The sequence below is a fragment of the Streptacidiphilus neutrinimicus genome (assembly GCF_000787815.1).
Lineage (GTDB): Bacteria > Actinomycetota > Actinomycetes > Streptomycetales > Streptomycetaceae > Streptacidiphilus > Streptacidiphilus neutrinimicus.
On record NZ_BBPO01000003.1, the window covers coordinates 172136 to 190880 of the forward strand.

Below are 18745 nucleotides of genomic sequence, written 5' to 3' on the forward strand. Positions count from 1 at the left end.
GTCGAGCCCTTCGGCGCCGAGTGGCTCCCCCAGCCGGGGCCGGGGGAGCCACTCGCAGGTGGATCGGGAAGGTGCTACTTCGCCGCGGCCTTCAGAACCTTGGTGGAGATCGCGTCCGGGAGGGTCTCGTGGCGGGCGTAGGCGCGGGTGAAGGAGCCCGCGCCGTGGCTGAGGCTGCGGAGGTCGACCGCGTAACGGACGATCTCGAGTTCCGGGACCTCCGCGTGGACCGCGGTGCGGCCGCCCGTGCCGACCGGCTCCGTGCCCAGCACCCGGCCCCTGCGGCCGGAGAGGTCGCTGAGGACGGCGCCCACGTAGTCGTCGGGGACGAGCACGTGCACCTCGGCCACCGGTTCCAGCAGTCGCACGTTGTCCGCCGCGGCCTCGCGCAGCGCCAGCGCTCCCGCCGTCTGGAACGCGGCGTCGGAGGAGTCGACGGAGTGGGCCTTGCCGTCGACGAGGGTGACCCGGACGTCGACGAGCGGGAAGCCCGCCGCCACGCCGCGCGCCAGCTGCGCGCGGACGCCCTTCTCGACGGAGCCGATGAACTGGCGCGGGACCGAGCCGCCCACCACCTTGTCGACGAACTCGAAGCCCCCGCCGGTCGGCAGCGGCTCGACCTCGATCTCGCAGATGGCGTACTGCCCGTGGCCGCCGGACTGCTTCACGTGCCGGCCGCGGCCCGTCGCCGGACCGGCGATCGTCTCGCGGAAGGGGACGATGTAGTCGACCGTGTCGATGTGGACGCCGAACCGCCCGCGCAGGCGCTCCAGCATGACGTCCGCATGGGCCTCGCCGAGGCACCACAGGACCAGCTGGCGGGTCTCGGGGTTCTGCTCCAGACGCAGCGTCGGGTCCTCGGCCGCGAGGCGGGCCAGACCCTGGGAGAGCTTGTCCTCGTCGGCCTTGCTGTGGGCCGCGATGGCGACGGGCAGCAGCGGCTCAGGGAGCGCCCAGTGGTCCAGGCCCACGTGGTGCTCGGGGAGGCTCAGGGTGTCCTCGGTCGTGCCGTGGCTGAGCTTGGCGACGCAGACGATGTCGCCGGCCACTGCCTGCGGGACGGGGCGCAGCGTCTTGCCGAAGGGGGACGACAGCGCGCCGACGCGCTCGTCGGTGTCGGCGTCGGCCATGTGGACCTGGCCGTCGGGCCGGAGCGTGCCGGAGAAGATCCGGCACAGGGTGAGCCGGCCGACGTACGGGTCGCTGGTGACCTTCAGGACCTGCGCGGCCAGCGGTCCGGCCGGGTCGCAGGCGATCGCCTCCTCGCCCTCGTGGACAGGCGTGACGTGCTCGACGGGGGAGGGGAACGCCGAGGTGACGAGCTCCAGCAGCTCGGCGGTGCCGACGCCCTCCTTGGAGCCGTCCGCCGCCGGGAGGACCGCGATGACGGGGTGGAAGTGACCGCGGGCGACCGCGCTCTCCAGGTCGTCGATGACGGTCTTGGTGTCGATGGTCTCGCCGCCGAGGTAGCGGTCCAGCAGCGTCTCGTCCTCGCTCTCGGTGATGACGCCCTCGATCAGCCGTTCCCGCGCGGCGTCGATCTCCGCGGTCAGCTCGGGGCCGGCCTCGGCGTCGACGCGCTTGCCGCTGGCGTAGTCGTAGGTGTGCCGGCTCAGCAGGCCGACCAGGCCGGTGACGGCGGGGACGCCGTCGGAACCGGGCGCGCCCTCGCGCAGCGGCAGGTAGAGCGGCAGGACCGTCTCGGGGGCGTCGAGGGCGAACGCCTCGCGGCAGCGCTCGACGGTGGCGTCGAAGTCGCCCTGGGGCGCGTCCAGCTTGGTGACGAGCAGGGCGCGGGGCATGTTCACCGCCGCGCACTCGTCCCACAGGCCGCGCGTCGCGCCGTCGATCTCCTCGTTCGCCGGGACGACGAAGAGCGCGGCGTCGGCGGCCCGCAGACCGGCCCGCAGCTCGCCGGTGAAGTCGGCGTAGCCGGGGGTGTCCAGGAGGTTGATCTTGAAGCCCGCGTGTTCCAGCGGGACCAGGGACAACTGGACCGAGCGCTGCTGGCGGTGCTCGATCTCGTCGTAGTCGGAGACGGTCGTGCCGTCCTGCACCCGGCCGGCCCGGTTGATCGCCCCCGTGGCCAGGGCGAGGGTCTCGGCGATCGTCGTCTTCCCCGCTCCGCTGTGGCCGACCAGCACCACGTTCCGAATCTGCTCGGGCCGGTCGGCCGCCGGTGCCCTGCCGGCGGCTCCTGCGGCTGTGTTCGCCTTGTCAGCCATGTTCGTGATCTCCTCCCGCACGCGCGCTGCAGAGACGCCACGGGGCCGCGTCGGTTGAACCGGTCGGTGATTCTGGAGGGACGTCTGATGTGACGCAGGTCACCCGCGGTACTTTGGAGCCTCCCACTCTGTTCGCCGCAGGTCCATACGCCGGTCAGGTGCAGTCGGCCCGATACCATGACGCTCACCTGGACAACGCGCTGCCGACGCGTGCGCACCCGCCGGAACCTGCCTGAAACGGAGCGGTCGGAAGACCCATGCTCAACAAATACGCCCGAGCGTTCTTCACCCGCGTCTTCACCCCTCTCGCGGCGTTCCTGCTGCGCATGGGCGTCAGCCCGGACGCGGTCACCCTGGTCGGGACCGCCGGGGTGGTGGCCGGGGCGCTCGTCTTCTTCCCGCGCGGCAGCTTCTTCTGGGGGACGCTGGTCATCACCGCCTTCGTCTTCTCCGACCTGGTCGACGGCAACATGGCTCGTCAGGCCGGCCGCTCGGGGCCGTGGGGCGCGTTCCTGGACTCCACGCTCGACCGGGTCGCCGACAGCGCGATCTTCGGCGGCATCGCCATGTGGTACGCAGGCAAGGGCGACAACCTGATGCTCTGCGCGGTGACGCTGTTCTGCCTGGCCAGCGGCCAGGTGGTCTCCTACACCAAAGCCCGCGCCGAGAGCCTCGGTCTCAAGTGTGCCGTCAACGGCGTCGTCGAGCGCGCCGAGCGGCTGGTCGGCACACTGGTCGCGGCGGGCCTCGCCGGCCTGCACCAGTTCGGCGTGCCGGGTATCGAATGGCTGCTGCCGGTCGCCCTGTGGGCGGTCGCCGCAGGCAGCCTGATCACCGTGTTCCAGCGGGTGCTCACGGTCCGCCGCGAGGCGGCGGAGTGGGTGGCACTGAACGCCGCACCGGCGGCGGAGGGGGAGGCCCAGTGAAGGACCAGCTCACCTATCTCGCCTACGCGACCGGCTGGGGCCTGGTGAAACGCCTGCCCGAGCCGGCCGCCGACGCGCTGTTCCGGCGCATCGCCGACTCCGCGTGGAAGCGGCAGGGCAAGAGCGTGCTGCGCCTGGAGTCCAATCTGCGCCGGGTCCGTCCGGACCTGGACGAGGCGGGCATCCGTGAGCTGAGCCGCGAGGGCATGCGCTCCTACCTGCGCTACTGGTGCGAGTCCTTCCGCATGCCGGTGTGGAGCAAGGACAAGATCCGCGGCTCCTTCACCCCCGAGCACATCGAGCGCCTCGACGACACCCTCGCCGCCGGGCGCGGCGTGATCCTCGCCCTGCCGCACATGGGCAACTGGGACCTGGCCGGCGCCTGGGTCGTGGTGCGCGGCTACCCGTTCACCACCGTCGCCGAGCGGCTCAAGCCCGAGAAGCTGTTCGACGCCTTCGTCGCCTACCGCGAGGGTCTCGGCATGGAGGTGCTGCCGCTGACCGGCGGCGCCCACACCATGGCCACCCTGGCCAAGCGGCTGCGCGCCGGCAGGCTGGTCTGCCTCGTCGGAGACCGCGACCTCTCCGCCTCCGGCATCGAGGTCGAGTTCCTCGGCGAGAAGACCCGGATGCCGGCCGGTCCGGCCGCGCTGGCCGCGCAGACCGGCGCCGCGCTGCTGCCGGTCACGCTCTGGTACGACGAGACGAAGACCATGCGCGGCTGCGTGCACGAGGAGGTCCTCGTCCCCGAGGAGGGCACCCGCCGCGAGAAGACGGCCGCGATGACGCAGGCCATGGCCGACGTCTGGGCCGAGGGCGTGCGCGCCCACGCCGAGGACTGGCACATGCTCCAGCGGTTCTGGCTGGCCGACCTCGAGCCCCGGCCGGGCAGTCCCGCCGACCCGGACTCCGACGCGCAGCCCGTGGAGGCCCAGGCGTGAGGATCGGCATCGTCTGCCCGTACGCCTGGGACGTCCCCGGCGGCGTCCAGTTCCACGTCCGCGACCTGGCCGAGCACCTGATCGGCCTCGGCCACGAGGTCTCCGTGCTCGCCCCCGCCGACGACGAGACCCCGGTGCCGCCGTACGTCGTCTCCGCCGGTCGTGCCGTCCCGGTGCCCTACAACGGCTCGGTGGCCCGGCTGAACTTCGGCTTCCTCTCCGCCGCGCGGGTGCGCCGCTGGCTGCACGAGGGCAAGTTCGAAGTCCTGCACATCCACGAGCCGGCCACGCCCAGCCTCTCGCTGCTGGCCTGCTGGGCCGCCAACGGCCCGATCGTGGCGACCTTCCACACCTCGAACCCGCGCTCGCGCGCGATGATCGCCGCGTACCCGATCCTCCAGCCCGCGCTGGAGAAGATCTCCGCGCGCATCGCGGTCAGCGAGTACGCCCGCACCACGCTCGTCGAGCACCTCGGCGGCGACGCGGTCGTCATCCCCAACGGCGTCGACGTCGAGTTCTTCGCGAGCGCGGAGCCGCGCCCCGAGTGGCAGGGCGACACCATCGGCTTCGTCGGCCGCATCAACGAGCCGCGCAAGGGCCTGCCGACGCTGCTGGACGCGCTGCCGACGATCCTCGCCTCCCGCCCGCAGGCGCGGCTGCTGGTCGCCGGCAAGGGCGACGAGGAGGAGGCCGTCAAGGACCTCCCGGCCGAGATCCGCGAGCGGATCACCTTCCTCGGCATGGTCTCCGACGAGGAGAAGGCGCGGCTGCTGCGCAGCGTGGACGTCTACGTCGCGCCGAACACCGGCGGCGAGAGCTTCGGCATCATCCTGGTCGAGGCGCTGTCGGCGCGAGCGCCGGTCGTCGCCTCCGATCTCGACGCCTTCCGGCAGGTCCTCGACGGCGGCTCCAGCGGCGAACTCTTCCCCGTCGAGGACGCGGACTCGCTCGCCAAGGCCGTCCTCCGCCTTCTCGCCGATCCCGCCCGCCGCGAGGCGCTGCGCGACACCGGAGCGCGGCACGTCCGCCGCTTCGACTGGTCCACGGTGGGCGCGGACATCCTCGCCGTCTACGAAACCGTCGCCACGGGCGCGGCGGCGGTGACGGAGGCCGAGCCCACCCCGGGCTGGCGCTCCAAGCTGGGCCTGGCCCGCGACTGAGCCAAGGCTCTGCTTCCGCAGACGGCCGCACCGTCCAGGGGCGCGGGGAACTGCGCGACAAGCCACCGGCGTGCGGATGGTCCTCGTCGAACAGGGCCCTCCGCACAGGGTGTTGCTCGCGCAGTTCCCCGCGCCCCTGAAGAGTGCGACTGACGGGGGGAAGGACGCCTGCGGCTGCCTCGCGGTCACGCTGCGGAGCCGCACATCAGCAGAGCCTCGCGCCCCGTTGTGGTGGCAACTTGCTCAGTGGGAGAACCAGTCGAGGCGTTCGCCGTGGGGGCCGGTGAAGGCGACGGGCTTGCCGTCAAGGGCGAGGATGTTGACGCCGCGTTCGGTCGGAGCCGGATAGGGGAGGCGTGCGTCGATGTCCGTCAGGACGTCGGGGGCCTCGTTGGAGATCCAGCGGCAGGGCAGGTCCCGGACCGTGGTGGTGAAGGCGTGGCGGGCCTCGGACGGCAGGTAGCAGAGCACCGAGGTGTGGAAGACCACCGGCGTGCTGCCCTGCGGCGCGGCCGCGACCAGCTCGGCGACGCGGGCGTTGAGGTCGCCGCGCACGATCCGGGCCGGATCGGACGCGTCGCGGGCGACGGAGAGCGCGGCCCGGAGCCGGTCGAAGCGTGCCTGCTGGCCGGGCCAGACCAGGCTCTCCAGCCAGCGGGCGTCGTCTGCGTCGGCGGGGTCCAGCGGGTTGAGGTCCACCCCCGTGCGGGAGACGACCCGCGGCAGGCGGTCGGGCCGGGGGAGCGGGACGGGGCCGGTCGTCGCGCAGGGGATCGTCACCGGGCTCCCGTCTGCGCCGAACGCGGGGGTCCCGTCGTAGCGGTACCGGTAGCGGTCCGGGTAGAGGCAGAGCCCCGCCGAGGCGCCGACCTCTATCAGGGCCAGCGGCTGCGGGAGGGACGCGAGCAGCGGCAGCAGGGTCGCGCAGCGGCCCGCCTCGTTGGTCTGCGTGGCACGCGCCAGGATCACCGGACGCACCTCCTCCCAGTGGTCCAGCGCCCAGGCGACGAACGCGTCGCCGGAGTCGACCGGGCCGCCGAGATAGCGCACGGCGGCCAGCAGCAGGTTCGGCTGCCGCTTGATCGGCGGCAGCGCCGTCAGGCGCTCCACCAGCTCCGGCGACTCGGCGACGGCCACGCCGATCCGCTCGTAGGCGGGGGAGTGGTCCTTGGTGTGCACCGTCCCGAAGACGTGGTAGGCCTCGGCGGTCTCTTCGCGCAGCTGCTGCAGCTCGTCGGCGTTCATATTGCCAATCTCGCCCGGGTCGTCAATAGTTGTCAACGTTGATCGACTCAATCAATGTAAGAGCGGAGGCGGCGCACATGCCGGGTGCCGGTGGGGGAATGCTGACGACGCAGCAGGCCGCGGAGCGGCTGGGGGTGAAGCCGCAGACGCTGTACGCGTACGTGAGCCGTGGGCTGATCACCCGCGTGCGCGCCGCCGACGGCAAGGGGAGCCTCTTCGCGGCCGCCGACGTGGACGCCCTCGCCGACCGCGGCGCCGTGGGCCGCGGCGGTGCGGCCGGGGCCGCGCCCGCCATCCGCACCGAGCTGACCCTGCTGGAGGACGACCGGCTGTTCTTCCGCGGTCGCGACGCGGCCGGGCTCGCCGAGCGGGGGACCTTCGAGGCGACGGCGGTGTGGCTGTGGACCGGCCGGGACGAGCCCGAGGCGCGGTTCGCCCCGCTGCGCCCCGGGCTGCGGGAGGCGGTGCGGGCCTGCGCCGACGCGCTGCCCGCCTCGGCACGGGTGGTCGACCGTTTCAAGGCCGCCGTGCTGGCCGCGTCCGTGGCCGATCCGCTCAGTCTCGACCTGCGGCCGGAGAGCGTCGCCGCCACGGGCCGCGCGCTGATCGGCGCGCTGCTCGCCGCCGTGCCGGAGCGGAGCGCGGCCACGGGGGAGTCGGTGGCCGAGCGCCTCTGGGCGCGGCTGAGCGCGGACGCGCCGAGCGCGGAGGCGCTGCGGGCGTTGGACGCGGCGTTGACCCTGTTGGCCGACCACGACATCGCCACCTCCACCTACGCGGCCCGGCTCGCCGCGTCCACCCGGGCCAATCCGTACGCCGTGGTCACCGCAGGCCTCGCCGTCCTCGACGGCCCGCTCCACGGCGGCGCGGGGGCGCTGGCCCGCCGTGTGCTCGTGCGCGCGCACGAGACCGACCCCGTCACCGCGCTGGCGGCGACCCTGCGCGAGACGGGCTCCGTCCCGGGCTTCGGCCACGTCCTCTACCGCACGCGCGACCCCCGGGCGGAGACGCTGCTGCGCCTGCTCGACCCGCTCCCGGACCCGCGCGGGCTGCGCGGCGTCACCGCCGAGCTGGTCCAGGTCGCGGCGGACCGCTTCGGCGCGTTCCCGAACAGCGACCTCGCCCTGGCCCTCCTCGCCGAGCTCTGCGCCTTCCCCCTGGACGCGGAGGAGGCGATCTTCGCGCTGGCGCGCACGGTCGGCTGGATCGCCCACGCCCTGGAGGAGTACGCGGCCCCGCCCCTCCGCCACCGGCCAGCCGGCCTCTACACCGGCCCGCGGCCCGGAGCCGGTGCAGCGGCTCTCCAGCCCCGGCGTGCCCGATAGGGTCACCCCCTGTGAGCACATGGATCTGGATCGGCGTCGTCGTCCTCGCCTTCGGGCTGTACCTGAGCTGGACCGCCGGGCGTCTCGATCGGCTGCACGCGCGGATCGACGCGGCGCGGGCCGCGTTGGACGCGGCGCTGCTGCGGCGCGCCTCCGGTGCGCTGGAGCTGGGGACGTCGACGATGCTGGACCCGGCCGCGTCGATCCTGCTCTACCAGGCCGCGCACGCCGCGCGGACCGCGCAGGAGGACGCCCGGGAGGTCGCCGAGAGCGAGCTCTCGCAGGCGCTGCGCGCCGTCTTCGCGGAGCAGGAGCAACTGGAGGCGCTGGCCGCGCTGCCCGGCGGCGCGGAGGCGCTCGTGGAGCTGGGCGAGGCCGTGCGACGGGTGCCGATGGCACGGCGGTTCCACAACGACTCGGTACGCGCGGCGCGCGCGGTGCGGCGGCACCGGATCGTCCGGCTGTTCCGCCTGGCGGGTCGCGCGCCCTTCCCGTTGGCCTTCGAGATGGACGACGAGCCGCCGCGCACACTCGAAGCAGTACGCACCTGAAGGGGTGACAATCGGTGGCGATCTGATAACGACATCAGGTCGATGACGTCCGCCCTGTGGACAGAACGCCCCGTCGCCCGGAAATTACTGACGGTGCCTCACCCGGCACCGCGACGTCGTGGACTCCGAGCGGCGGCTCGACCCAGGGGTGCGCCTCCGCCTGCCCGTGGTTCGGCGCCTGACGCCCCCACGGCGCCACTTGTGCATCGAACCTCGTACCTCGATCGCAGGAGGCGCTCCACATGCCACGCACACCCCGAAGAACCCGCACCCTGGCGCTGGGCGCCATGCTGACGACCGTCGCACTCGCGGCCGCCGGCTGTTCCTCCGGAAAACCCGCGCCCGGTCCCAGCCAGGGGACCTCCTCCGACAACGCGGCCAACATCAACGCCACGGGTCAGCCGGTCAAGGGCGGCACGCTCAAGCTGATCGGCAGCGGAGACGTCGACCACCTCGACACCGCCAGCGGCTACTACACGGCCACGTACACCCTCGAACGCGCCTACACCCGACAGCTGTTCACCTACCCGGCGTCGACGGACCCGACCAAGTCCACCACGATCGTCCCGGACCTGGCCACCGAGATTCCGACCACCGCCAACAACGGGATCAGCGCGGACGGCCTCACCTACACGGTCCACCTGCGCCCGGATGCGATGTGGGACACCTCCCCGGCCCGCGCGGTCACCGCCCAGGACGAGGTCCTGGGCATGAAGCGGCTGTGCAACCCGACGCCCAACGCGGTCGGCGCGCCGGGCTACTACGAGGGCGTCATCGCCGGCTTCCAGCAGTACTGCGACGGTTTCGCCAAGGTCAGCCCGACCATCCCGGCGATCAAGGCCTACATCGACGGCCACGACATCTCCGGCATCAAGGCCGTGGACGCCACGACCGTCCAGTTCACGCTGGTGAAGAAGGCCAACGACTTCCTGAACATCCTGGCGATGCCGTTCTCGTCGCCGGCGCCCGTGGAGTACCTGAACTACCTCCCGGACGACGCCAACTTCCGCTCGCACACGATCTCCGACGGTCCGTACGCCATCACGTCGTACACCGCCAACCAGTCGATCAAGCTGGACCGGAACCCGGCCTGGACCAAGGCGTCCGACCCGGCCCGCGACGCCTACGTCGACCACATCACCGTCACCGAGGGCCAGGACGAGGGCCCGGTGCAGCAGCAGCTCCAGGCGGGCACCGCCGACATGCAGTGGGACACCACCGTGCCGACCGCCTCCGTGCCGGCGCTGAAGGCCACCAAGGACCCGCGGCTGGGCGTCTACCCCTCCGGCAGCACCAACCCGTTCCTGGTCTTCAACGAGCAGAGTCCGAGCAACCAGGGCGCGCTCGGCAAGGTGGCGGTGCGTCAGGCGCTGGAGTACGCGGTCGACAAGGTCGCGATCGGCCAGATCTACGGCGGCCCCACGCTCAACACCCCCCTGGGCCAGGCCATCCCGCCGGGCAGCCTCGGCTACGAGAAGTACGACGCGTACCCGACCCCGGGCAGCAAGGGCGACCCGGCCAAGTGCAAGTCGATGCTGGCCGCAGCCGGTTACCCCAACGGTCTGGTGCTCAAGGACCTGGCCCGCAACGCCGGCAAGCACCCGGCCGTGGCCCAGTCCGTCCAGGCGGACTTCAAGGCCTGCGGCGTCACCACGCAGATCGTCCCGGTCTCGCAGGGCGACTACTACGGCAAGTACCTGAACCTGCCGAGCGCCGCGAAGGCGGGCAGCTGGGACATCACCGAGCCTGGCTGGGTGCCGGACTGGTTCGGCAACAACGGCCGCGCCAACCTCGAGCCGCTCTTCGACGGCCGCAACTACGGCCCCGGCTCGACCGACTGGGGCGACTACAACAGTCCGGCCTTCAACGCCCTGCTCGACCAGGCCATGACCGCGCCCGACCAGGCCACGGCCGAGTCGCTGTGGCACCAGGCCGACCAGCAGGTCATGAAGGACGCGGCGATCATCCCGTTCGAGACGCAGAACGACGCGATGTTCCGGTCCAGCCGGGTCCACAACGCGATCTTCGAGCTGTTCTCGCAGAACTACGACGTCACCGAGGTCTGGCTCTCGCCCGGCAGCTGAGCCGCAGCTGACGCGCCGTCGGCTCCTCGAAGCCGACGGCACCGTGGCCCCACCCCGTCCGGCACGGCGACCCCGTGCCGGCGGGGTCCCGCATGTCCCCACGCCCCAACGGGCCGGGGGCGCGAGCCCCCCTCGCCCGTTCATGAGCTGCGAGGCGCCATGAGCCTTCTCGAGGTCTCCGACCTCCATGTCTCCTTCCGCACCACCGACGGCGACGTCCAGGCGGTGCGAGGGGTCTCCTTCGAACTCGATGCCGGCCGCACCCTGGGCATCGTCGGCGAGTCCGGTTCGGGCAAGAGCGTCTGCACCCAGACGCTGCTCGGCCTGACGACCGGCGCACGCGTCCGCGGCACCGCCCGCTTCGAGGGCGAGGACCTGCTCTCCGTGAGCGAGGACGAGTTCCGCGCGGTGCGCGGCGCGAAGATCGCGGCGATCTTCCAGGACCCGCTCTCCAGCCTGCACCCGCTCTACAAGGTGGGTTGGCAGATCGTGGAGATGATCCGCGCCCACGAGCCGGTGAACCGGGCGGTGGCCCGCAGGCGCGCCGTCGACCTGCTCGGCCTGGTCGGCATCCCGCACCCCGCTCAGCGCATCGACGACTACCCGCACCAGTTCTCCGGCGGCATGCGCCAACGCGCGCTCATCGCCATGGCGTTGGCGCTGGATCCGAAGCTCGTGATCGCGGACGAGCCCACCACCGCCCTCGACGCCACCGTGCAGGCCCAGATCCTGGACCTGCTGCTGCGGTTGCAGCAGGAGAACGGGATGGCGCTGATCATGATCACGCACGATCTCGGCGTCATCGCCGGTCTCGCGGACGAGGTCATGGTCATGTACGCGGGCCGCGCCGCCGAGCGCGCGGACCGGCGCGGGCTCTACTACCGCGCCCACCACCCCTACACCAACGGCCTGTTGGAGTCGATCCCGTCCTCCGGCGCGGCCGGCGCCCGGCTGCGCCCGATCCCCGGCCAGCCGCCGAGCCTGATCCGCCTGCCCTCCGGCTGCGCCTTCCACCCGCGCTGCGAGTTCGCCATGGACCGTTGCACCCGCGAGCAGCCCGAGCTGGTCCCCGTCGAAGACGGAGTCCGGCACGCCTCCGCCTGCTGGCTGCCGGGCCGTCTGCTCGGCACGACCGAGGAGATGAAGCGGGCCCGGCAGGACGCCGGCGCCGCCGGACGCACGGTGGAACGCGTGCCGGGACAGAGCACGGGCCAGGACGCAGCAGTCGAGGAAGGCGCGGCATGAGCACCGACAGCACGAGCGGCGGCGCCGAGGTGGGGCAGCCCCCGACGGCCGAGTCGGCGGCGACCGGGCCGCTGGTCGAGGTCCGGGAGGCGGTCAAGTACTTCCCGATCAGGCAGGGCATCGTCTTCAAGCGCGAGGCGGGCCGCGTCCACGCCGTCGAGGGCGTGTCCCTCACGGTCCGCCGCGGCGAGACGCTGGGCCTGGTCGGCGAGACCGGGTGCGGCAAGTCGACCCTGGCCCGGTGCATCACCAAGCTGCACCCGCTGACGTCCGGGACGCTGCTGTTCGAGGGCCAGGACATCACCGGACTCAGCCGGTCCCAGGTGCGCCCGTTCCGGCGCCGGATGCAGATGATCTTCCAGGACCCGTACGGCTCGCTCAACCCGCGCCGCCGGGTCGGCTCGATCATCGGCGACCCCTTCGCCATCCACGGCGAGGGGGCACGGGACGAGCGCAAGCCCAAGGTCCAGGAGCTGATGGAGCTGGTCGGGCTCAACCCCGAGCACTACAACCGGTTCCCCGCCGAGTTCTCCGGCGGCCAGCGCCAGCGCATCGGCGTCGCGCGGGCGCTCGCGCTCAAGCCCAGCCTGATCGTCGCCGACGAGCCGGTCTCCGCGCTGGACGTGTCGATCCAGGCGCAGATCCTCAACCTGCTGGAGGACCTCCAGCGGGAGTTCGGGCTGACCTACGTGTTCATCAGCCACGACCTGTCCGTGGTGCGGCACGTCAGCGACCGGATCGCGGTGATGTACCTGGGGCAGGTCGTCGAACTGGCCGGGTCCGAGGAACTGCACGGCCGACCACGTCACCCGTACACCAACGCCCTGCTCTCGGCGGCGTCGGTCGCCGACCCCGACCAGGCGGCGGCCCGGCAGCGGATCGTGCTCACCGGGGACGTGCCGTCCCCGATCGCGCCGCCCACCGGCTGCCGGTTCCATCCGCGCTGTCCCAAGGCGCAGGAGATCTGCGTGGAGCAGACCCCGCCGCTGGTCGCCCGTGCGGGCGATCCCGACTCACACCTGACGGCCTGTCACTTCCCGGTGGCGCCGGGAGAGGACCTCACCCGCGTCACCGCGACCATTCCCGAGGAGGAGCGGGCCGAATGAGCGCAGACCCGACCCCCGGCGGCGCCCCCGAGCCCGCCGACCGCACCCCTGCCCTCGACGGCGCCGGCCTGGCCCTCGCCGAGCCGCCCGCCGCAGCCGCGCCCCGGCCTGGGGCCGCCGACATCGAGGGCCGCAGCCCCTGGCAGCTCGCCTGGATCCACGTGCGCAGGGACCGGGCCGCGATGATCTCGCTGGCCTTCATCCTGCTTCTCGCGCTGCTCTCCGTCTCCGCCCCGCTGCTCGCGCACTGGATCGGCTGGAGCCCCACCGACCAGGACCGCACCCAGGGCCTGACGGTGGACGGCCTCCCGGTCGGCCCGAGCGGCCGCCACCTGCTCGGCACCGACAACCTCGGCCGCGACATCCTGGTCCGCGTCCTGTACGGCAGCCAGGTATCGCTGCTGGTCGGCGTGGTGTCCACGCTGCTGGCGGTGGCCATGGGCGTCCTGGTCGGCCTGGTGGCCGGCTACTTCGGCTCCGCCGTGGACACCGTGCTGTCGCGGGTGATGGACCTGGTGCTCTCGTTCCCGTTCCTGCTCTTCGCGATCGCGCTGGTGTCGATCTTCGGCTCCAGCCTCGCCATCTCGGTGTTCGTGATCGCCTTCTTCTCCTGGGCGGCGGTCGGCCGCATCGTGCGCGGGCAGACGCTCTCGATCCGGGAGAAGGAGTACATCGAGGCGGCCCGCTCGCTCGGCGCCAACGACCTGCGGATCATGTTCGTGGACGTGCTGCCCAACCTGCTCGCGCCCGTGATCGTCTACACCACGCTGCTGATCCCGATCGCGATCGTCTTCGAGGCCACGCTGTCCTTCCTCGGCCTCGGCGTCGTCCCGCCGTCGCCGACCTGGGGCAACATGCTGAGCGACTCGCTGGACTTCTACCAGGTCGCCTGGTGGTTCCCGCTCTTCCCCGGCCTGGCGCTGCTGCTGACGACGCTGGCCTTCAACCTGCTCGGCGACGGGGTGCGCGACGCGCTCGACCCGCGCGCCGAGCGCCTGTTCCAGGACTGAGCGGGAGGCTCGTCGATGTTGCGGTTCCTCGTCCGCCGGGTCCTCTCCGGCGTCCTGGTGCTCTGGCTGATCAGCCTGTTCACCTTCGGGCTGTTCTACGTGGCGCCGTCCAACGTGCCGCGGATGATCTGCGGCCGTCTCTGCACCCAGAGCCAGGTCGAGCTGATCACCAAGCAACTGGGCCTCAACCAGCCGCTGCCGGTGCAGTACTGGCACTTCCTCGACCGTCTGCTCCACGGCGACCTCGGCTACTCGTACTACAACTCCCAGCCGGTCTCCACGCTGATCGGCAACGCGCTGCCGATCACCGCCTCGCTCGCGATCGGCGCCGCCGTGCTCTGGCTGGTCGGGGGCGTCGCCATCGGCGTCGTCTCCGCCGTGCGCCCGCGCAGCCTGCTGGACCGGGCCGGGACGATCTTCGCGCTGATCGGGCTGTCGATGCCGTCGTTCCTGATCGGCATCCTGTTGCTGTACTTCCTCTTCTTCAAGCTCACCACGGCGGGGCTGGCCTGGTTCCCGCCCTCGGGATACGTGGGCATCACCAGCGACCCGCTCGAGTGGGCCCACCACCTGCTCCTGCCGTGGTTCGCGCTCGCCTTCATCACCGCGGCGACCTATGTGCGGCTCACCCGCAACCAGATGCTCGAGGTGCTGGGGGAGGACTACATCCGCACCGCCCGCTCCAAGGGCGTCGCCCGCAGCCGGGTCACCATCCGGCACGCGCTGCGGGCCGCGCTGACGCCGGTGGTCACCCAGTTCGGCATCGACCTCGCCGGGCTGCTCGGCGGGGCCATCGTGACCGAGCGGCTGTTCGGCCTGCCCGGCCTCGGAGAACTGGCCGTGAGCTCGGTCACCCGGCAGGACCAGCCCGTCGTCATCGCCACGGTGCTGCTGGCCGCGGTGTTCATCGTCGTCGCCAACATCGTGGTGGACCTGCTGTACGCGGTCCTCGACCCACGCGTCCGCCTCGGCTGAGCGGGGGGGCGGGAGGGGGAGCGGAGGCACACGAACCGGCCTGCGAGGTGCTACGAATCGGCGCGATCGGTGGCGTCCGGCTGGACCGGGTGGAGCATCGGATAAGGTCGGTACACGCCTACCATTGGGCTTATCGCACCGAATCCGCGTCTTCAGTGAGGTCATTCGTGTCCACCAACACCCCCTCCACCTCCGACCAGCCTGCGGTCGGCACCGCCCGCGTCAAGCGCGGCATGGCCGAGCAGCTCAAGGGCGGTGTGATCATGGACGTGGTCACCCCGGAGCAGGCGAAGATCGCCGAGGACGCCGGTGCCGTGGCCGTCATGGCCCTCGAGCGCGTCCCCGCCGACATCCGCAAGGACGGCGGCGTGGCCCGCATGTCCGACCCGGACATGATCGAGGGCATCATCAACGCCGTGTCCATCCCGGTCATGGCCAAGTCGCGCATCGGCCACTTCGTCGAGGCCCAGGTGCTGCAGGCCCTCGGCGTCGACTACATCGACGAGTCCGAGGTGCTGACCCCGGCCGACGAGGTCAACCACTCCGACAAGTGGGCCTTCACCACCCCCTTCGTCTGCGGCGCCACCAACCTGGGCGAGGCCCTGCGCCGCATCGCCGAGGGTGCGGCCATGATCCGCTCGAAGGGTGAGGCCGGCACCGGCAACGTCGTCGAGGCCGTCCGCCACCTGCGCCAGATCAAGGGCGAGATCGCCAAGCTGCGCGGCTATGACAACAACGAGCTCTACGCCGCGGCCAAGGAGCTGCGCGCCCCCTACGAGCTCGTCGCCGAGGTCGCCGAGCTGGGCAAGCTCCCCGTCGTGCTCTTCTCCGCCGGTGGCGTGGCCACCCCGGCCGACGCCGCGCTGATGCGCCAGCTGGGCGCCGAGGGCGTCTTCGTCGGCTCCGGCATCTTCAAGTCGGGCGACCCGGCCAAGCGCGCCGCCGCCATCGTGAAGGCCACCACCTTCTACGACGACCCGAAGATCATCGCCGACGCCTCCCGCAACCTGGGCGAGGCCATGGTCGGCATCAACTGCGACACCCTGCCGGAGACCGAGCGCTACGCCAACCGCGGCTGGTAGTCCCGGTTCTTCGCGCGTGGTAGCCCCGGCCCTTCCAGGACCGGGGCTCCTCCCGTTCGTCCGTTCGTCCATTGAAGAGGTCCTCTCGTGTCGTCCAGCTCCACTCCCGTCATCGGCGTCCTCGCCCTCCAGGGCGACGTGCGTGAGCACCTGATCGCCCTCGCCGAGGCCGACGCGGTCGCCCGCCCGGTCCGCCGGCCCGAGGAGCTGGCGGAGATCGACGCCCTCGTCATCCCCGGCGGCGAGTCCACCACCATGTCCAAGCTCGCCCTGCTCTTCGGCGTGATGGAGCCGCTGCGGGCCCGCGTCGCGGCTGGTATGCCCGTCTACGGCACCTGCGCGGGCATGATCATGCTGGCCGACAAGATCCTCGACGGCCGCGACGACCAGGAGACGGTCGGCGGCATCGACATGGTCGTCCGCCGTAACGCCTTCGGCCGCCAGAACGAGTCCTTCGAGCAGGGCGTCGCGTTCAAGGGCCTGGAGGAGGACGGTGACGTCCACGGCGTCTTCATCCGCGCCCCCTGGGTCGAGTCGGTCGGCGCCGACGTCGAGGTGCTGGCCTCGCTGTACGCCGACACGGCGGACGAGCACATCGTGGCGGTCCGTCAGGGCAACCTGCTCGCCACCTCGTTCCACCCGGAGCTCACCGGCGACCACCGCGTGCACGCCTACTTCGTGGAGATGGTCCGGGCCGCCCGTCACGGCGGGTGACGGTAAGATCTCTTCGTTCGTTCACTTCCACCTGGGCCTGTTCTAAGGAGCAACTCGATGTCCGGCCACTCCAAGTGGGCTACCACCAAGCACAAGAAGGCCGTCATCGACGCGAAGCGCGGCAAGCTCTTCGCCAAGATGATCAAGAACATCGAGGTGGCGGCCCGCACCGGCGGTGGAGACCCCACCGGTAACCCGACGCTCTACGACGCCATCCAGAAGGCGAAGAAGAGCTCGGTCCCCAACGACAACATCGACCGCGCCGTCAAGCGCGGCTCCGGCGCGGAGGCCGGCGGCGCCGACTACTCCACCATCATGTACGAGGGCTACGGCCCGAACGGCGTGGCGGTGCTGATCGAGTGCCTCACCGACAACCGCAACCGCGCCGCGTCCGACGTGCGCGTCGCGATGACCCGCAACGGCGGCTCCATGGCCGACCCTGGCTCGGTGTCGTACATGTTCTCCCGCAAGGGCGTCATCATCGTGCCGAAGGCCGACAAGGTCGACGAGGACACGATCATGGAGGTCACCCTCGAGGTGGGCGCGGAGGAGGTCAACGACCTCGGCGACAGCTTCGAGATCCAGACCGAGGCCAGCGACATGGTCGCGGTCCGCACGGCGCTGCAGGACGCGGGCATCGACTACGACTCGGCCGAGGCGAACTTCGTCCCCTCCGTCCAGGTCCAGCTGGACGCGGACGGCGCGCGCAAGATCTTCAAGCTGATCGACGCGCTCGAGGACAGCGACGACGTCCAGAACGTCTTCGCCAACTTCGACCTCACCCCCGAGGTCGAGGCGGAGCTCGACGCCGAGGACTGAGTCCCCCAGGGGCGCGGGGAACTGCGCGAGCAGCCATCGCCTACGTGACTGGGTGGCTGGGCGCGCAGTTCCCCGCGCCCCTGATGTGCACGGTCCCCGTGCCCCTGATCAGTCCCCGTGCCCCTGATCGGTCCCCGTGCCCCTGAACAGTTCTGTCGGTCGCAGCCGATAGCCTGCGGGCATGCGTGTTCTCGGGGTGGATCCAGGGCTGACCAGGTGCGGGGTCGGGGTTGTCGACGGTGCGCCCGGGCGGCCGCTCACGATGGTCGCCTGCGGTGTCGTGCGGACCCCGGCGGAGGAGGACGTCCCGCTGCGGCTGCTCAGGATCGAGCAGGGCATCGAGGAGTGGCTGGACCTGCACCGGCCGGACAAGGTCGCCGTCGAGCGCGTCTTCGCCCAGCACAACGTGCGGACGGTCATGGGCACCGCCCAGGCCAGCGCCGTGGCCATGCTGTGCGCCACCCGGCGTGGGATACCGGTCGCGCTGCACACCCCCAGTGAGGTCAAGGCCGCCGTCTCCGGCTCGGGGCGGGCCGAGAAGGCCCAGGTGGGCGCGATGGTCACGCGCATCCTGCGGTTGGACGCGCCGCCCAAGCCCGCGGACGCGGCCGACGCGCTCGCGCTCGCCATCTGCCACATCTGGCGCGGCACCGCCACCAACAGGATCGCCGCCGCCCTCAGCCGCGTCAGGGAGCCCCGACCGTGATCGCCTTCGTCAGCGGCCCCGTAGCCGCGCTCACGCCCTCCAGCGCCGTGATCCAGGTCGGCGGCGTGGGCATGCTCGTGCACTGCTCCCCGGGCACGCTCGCCCGCCTGCACCTGGGGGAGGAGGCGCGCCTGGCCACCTCCCTCGTCGTGCGCGAGGACTCCCTGACGCTCTACGGCTTCGCCGACGACGACGAGCGGCAGACCTTCGAGCTGCTGCAGACGGCCAGCGGCGTAGGGCCCAAGGTGGCCCAGGCGATGCTCGCCGTGCACAGCCCGGAGGCGCTGCGGGTGGCCGTCGCGCGCGGCGACGCGAAGGCGCTGACCGCCGTGCCCGGGATCGGGCCCAAGGGGGCGCAGAAGCTGCTCCTGGAGCTCAAGGACCGCCTCGGCGCGCCGACGGGCGCCGTCCCGCCCCAGCAGGCCGCCGCAGCCGTCGCCACGGCCCCCGCGCCGTGGCACGAGCAACTGCACGCCGCGCTCGTCGGCCTCGGGTTCGCGCCCAGGGAGGCCGAGGAGGCCGTCGCGGCGGTGGCGCCCGAGGCCGAGGCCATGGAGAAGCCGAACGTCTCCGCGCTGCTGCGCACCGCCCTGCAGAGCCGCAACCGCACCCGCTGAGCCCGCCCGACCCC

Annotated in this window: 17 protein-coding genes; 15 read left to right on the forward strand and 2 right to left on the reverse strand. The window is 72.0% G+C overall.

Going from position 1 to position 18745, the window contains the following annotated elements:
• Positions 1–74 precede the first annotated feature (74 nt).
• Positions 75–2225 (reverse strand): elongation factor G-like protein EF-G2, encoded by a 2151-nt coding sequence (locus tag TR48_RS03820; protein WP_042364379.1) that lies wholly within the window; start codon positions 2223–2225, stop codon positions 75–77.
• 257 nt (positions 2226–2482) lie between these two features.
• Here TR48_RS03820 and pgsA point away from each other — a divergent pair, with 257 nt between their 5' ends.
• The 3 genes from pgsA to TR48_RS03835 are packed head-to-tail and all read left to right on the forward strand — an operon-like array spanning position 2483 to position 5252.
• Complete coding sequence (pgsA, locus tag TR48_RS03825; RefSeq protein ID WP_042364380.1) at positions 2483–3151, forward strand: phosphatidylinositol phosphate synthase; 669 nt, start codon at positions 2483–2485, stop codon at positions 3149–3151.
• Positions 3148–4092 carry a phosphatidylinositol mannoside acyltransferase gene (locus tag TR48_RS03830; protein ID WP_042364381.1) on the forward strand — a complete coding sequence of 315 codons (945 nt, stop codon included), beginning with the start codon at positions 3148–3150 and terminating at the stop codon, positions 4090–4092. The genes pgsA and TR48_RS03830 overlap by 4 nt, the downstream gene beginning before the upstream one ends.
• Positions 4089–5252: a glycosyltransferase family 4 protein gene (locus TR48_RS03835; protein ID WP_042364382.1), complete on the forward strand. Its 1164-nt coding sequence runs from the start codon at positions 4089–4091 to the stop codon at positions 5250–5252. Before TR48_RS03830 ends, TR48_RS03835 begins: the two co-directional genes overlap by 4 nt.
• 243 nt (positions 5253–5495) lie before the next feature.
• Here the strand turns inward: TR48_RS03835 and TR48_RS03840 are convergent, their stop codons facing one another.
• Positions 5496–6497: a DUF2332 domain-containing protein gene (locus TR48_RS03840; protein WP_042364383.1), complete on the reverse strand. Its 1002-nt coding sequence runs from the start codon at positions 6495–6497 to the stop codon at positions 5496–5498.
• 98 nt (positions 6498–6595) lie between these two features.
• Here TR48_RS03840 and TR48_RS03845 point away from each other — a divergent pair, with 98 nt between their 5' ends.
• The 12 genes from TR48_RS03845 (at position 6596) to ruvA (ending at position 18731) form a co-directional block, all read left to right on the forward strand.
• The gene (locus tag TR48_RS03845; protein ID WP_042364384.1) at positions 6596–7822 is read left to right on the forward strand and encodes a citrate synthase; all 1227 of its coding nucleotides are present in this window, start codon (positions 6596–6598) and stop codon (positions 7820–7822) included.
• 11 nt (positions 7823–7833) lie between these two features.
• Positions 7834–8373: a hypothetical protein gene (locus TR48_RS03850; protein ID WP_042364385.1), complete on the forward strand. Its 540-nt coding sequence runs from the start codon at positions 7834–7836 to the stop codon at positions 8371–8373.
• Positions 8374–8615: 242 nt separating this feature from the next.
• The gene (locus tag TR48_RS03855; protein ID WP_052442380.1) at positions 8616–10457 is read left to right on the forward strand and encodes an ABC transporter substrate-binding protein; all 1842 of its coding nucleotides are present in this window, start codon (positions 8616–8618) and stop codon (positions 10455–10457) included.
• Between the two features lie 159 nt (positions 10458–10616).
• Complete coding sequence (locus TR48_RS03860; RefSeq protein ID WP_084728743.1) at positions 10617–11702, forward strand: ABC transporter ATP-binding protein; 1086 nt, start codon at positions 10617–10619, stop codon at positions 11700–11702.
• Positions 11699–12808: an ABC transporter ATP-binding protein gene (locus TR48_RS03865; RefSeq protein ID WP_084728744.1), complete on the forward strand. Its 1110-nt coding sequence runs from the start codon at positions 11699–11701 to the stop codon at positions 12806–12808. The genes TR48_RS03860 and TR48_RS03865 overlap by 4 nt, the downstream gene beginning before the upstream one ends.
• Positions 12805–13818 carry an ABC transporter permease gene (locus tag TR48_RS03870; protein ID WP_084728745.1) on the forward strand — a complete coding sequence of 338 codons (1014 nt, stop codon included), beginning with the start codon at positions 12805–12807 and terminating at the stop codon, positions 13816–13818. The genes TR48_RS03865 and TR48_RS03870 overlap by 4 nt, the downstream gene beginning before the upstream one ends.
• Positions 13819–13833: 15 nt before the next feature.
• Positions 13834–14793 (forward strand): ABC transporter permease, encoded by a 960-nt coding sequence (locus tag TR48_RS03875; RefSeq protein WP_042364386.1) that lies wholly within the window; start codon positions 13834–13836, stop codon positions 14791–14793.
• 167 nt (positions 14794–14960) lie between these two features.
• The gene (gene pdxS / locus TR48_RS03880) at positions 14961–15875 is read left to right on the forward strand and encodes a pyridoxal 5'-phosphate synthase lyase subunit PdxS (RefSeq protein WP_042364387.1); all 915 of its coding nucleotides are present in this window, start codon (positions 14961–14963) and stop codon (positions 15873–15875) included.
• Between the two features lie 87 nt (positions 15876–15962).
• Positions 15963–16589 (forward strand): pyridoxal 5'-phosphate synthase glutaminase subunit PdxT, encoded by a 627-nt coding sequence (gene pdxT, locus TR48_RS03885; protein ID WP_042364388.1) that lies wholly within the window; start codon positions 15963–15965, stop codon positions 16587–16589.
• 57 nt (positions 16590–16646) lie between these two features.
• Positions 16647–17408, forward strand: coding sequence for a YebC/PmpR family DNA-binding transcriptional regulator (locus tag TR48_RS03890; protein ID WP_042364389.1), 762 nt, complete (start codon positions 16647–16649; stop codon positions 17406–17408).
• Between the two features lie 181 nt (positions 17409–17589).
• Entirely contained in the window at positions 17590–18114 is a 525-nt protein-coding gene (gene ruvC / locus TR48_RS03895) for a crossover junction endodeoxyribonuclease RuvC (RefSeq protein WP_042364390.1), read from the forward strand.
• Complete coding sequence (gene ruvA / locus TR48_RS03900) at positions 18111–18731, forward strand: Holliday junction branch migration protein RuvA (RefSeq protein ID WP_042364391.1); 621 nt, start codon at positions 18111–18113, stop codon at positions 18729–18731. Before ruvC ends, ruvA begins: the two co-directional genes overlap by 4 nt.
• Positions 18732–18745: the final 14 nt, after the last annotated feature.

Coding starts and splice junctions, on each gene's coding strand:
- TR48_RS03820 (WP_042364379.1), bottom strand. CDS start 2,225: ATGGCTGACAAGGCGAACACAGCCGCAGGAGCCGCCGGCAGGGCACCG.
- pgsA (WP_042364380.1), top strand. CDS start 2,483: ATGCTCAACAAATACGCCCGAGCGTTCTTCACCCGCGTCTTCACCCCT.
- TR48_RS03840 (WP_042364383.1), bottom strand. CDS start 6,497: ATGAACGCCGACGAGCTGCAGCAGCTGCGCGAAGAGACCGCCGAGGCC.
- TR48_RS03845 (WP_042364384.1), top strand. CDS start 6,596: ATGCTGACGACGCAGCAGGCCGCGGAGCGGCTGGGGGTGAAGCCGCAG.
- TR48_RS03855 (WP_052442380.1), top strand. CDS start 8,616: ATGCCACGCACACCCCGAAGAACCCGCACCCTGGCGCTGGGCGCCATG.
- TR48_RS03860 (WP_084728743.1), top strand. CDS start 10,617: ATGAGCCTTCTCGAGGTCTCCGACCTCCATGTCTCCTTCCGCACCACC.
- TR48_RS03865 (WP_084728744.1), top strand. CDS start 11,699: ATGAGCACCGACAGCACGAGCGGCGGCGCCGAGGTGGGGCAGCCCCCG.
- TR48_RS03870 (WP_084728745.1), top strand. CDS start 12,805: ATGAGCGCAGACCCGACCCCCGGCGGCGCCCCCGAGCCCGCCGACCGC.
- TR48_RS03875 (WP_042364386.1), top strand. CDS start 13,834: ATGTTGCGGTTCCTCGTCCGCCGGGTCCTCTCCGGCGTCCTGGTGCTC.
- TR48_RS03890 (WP_042364389.1), top strand. CDS start 16,647: ATGTCCGGCCACTCCAAGTGGGCTACCACCAAGCACAAGAAGGCCGTC.
- ruvC (WP_042364390.1), top strand. CDS start 17,590: ATGCGTGTTCTCGGGGTGGATCCAGGGCTGACCAGGTGCGGGGTCGGG.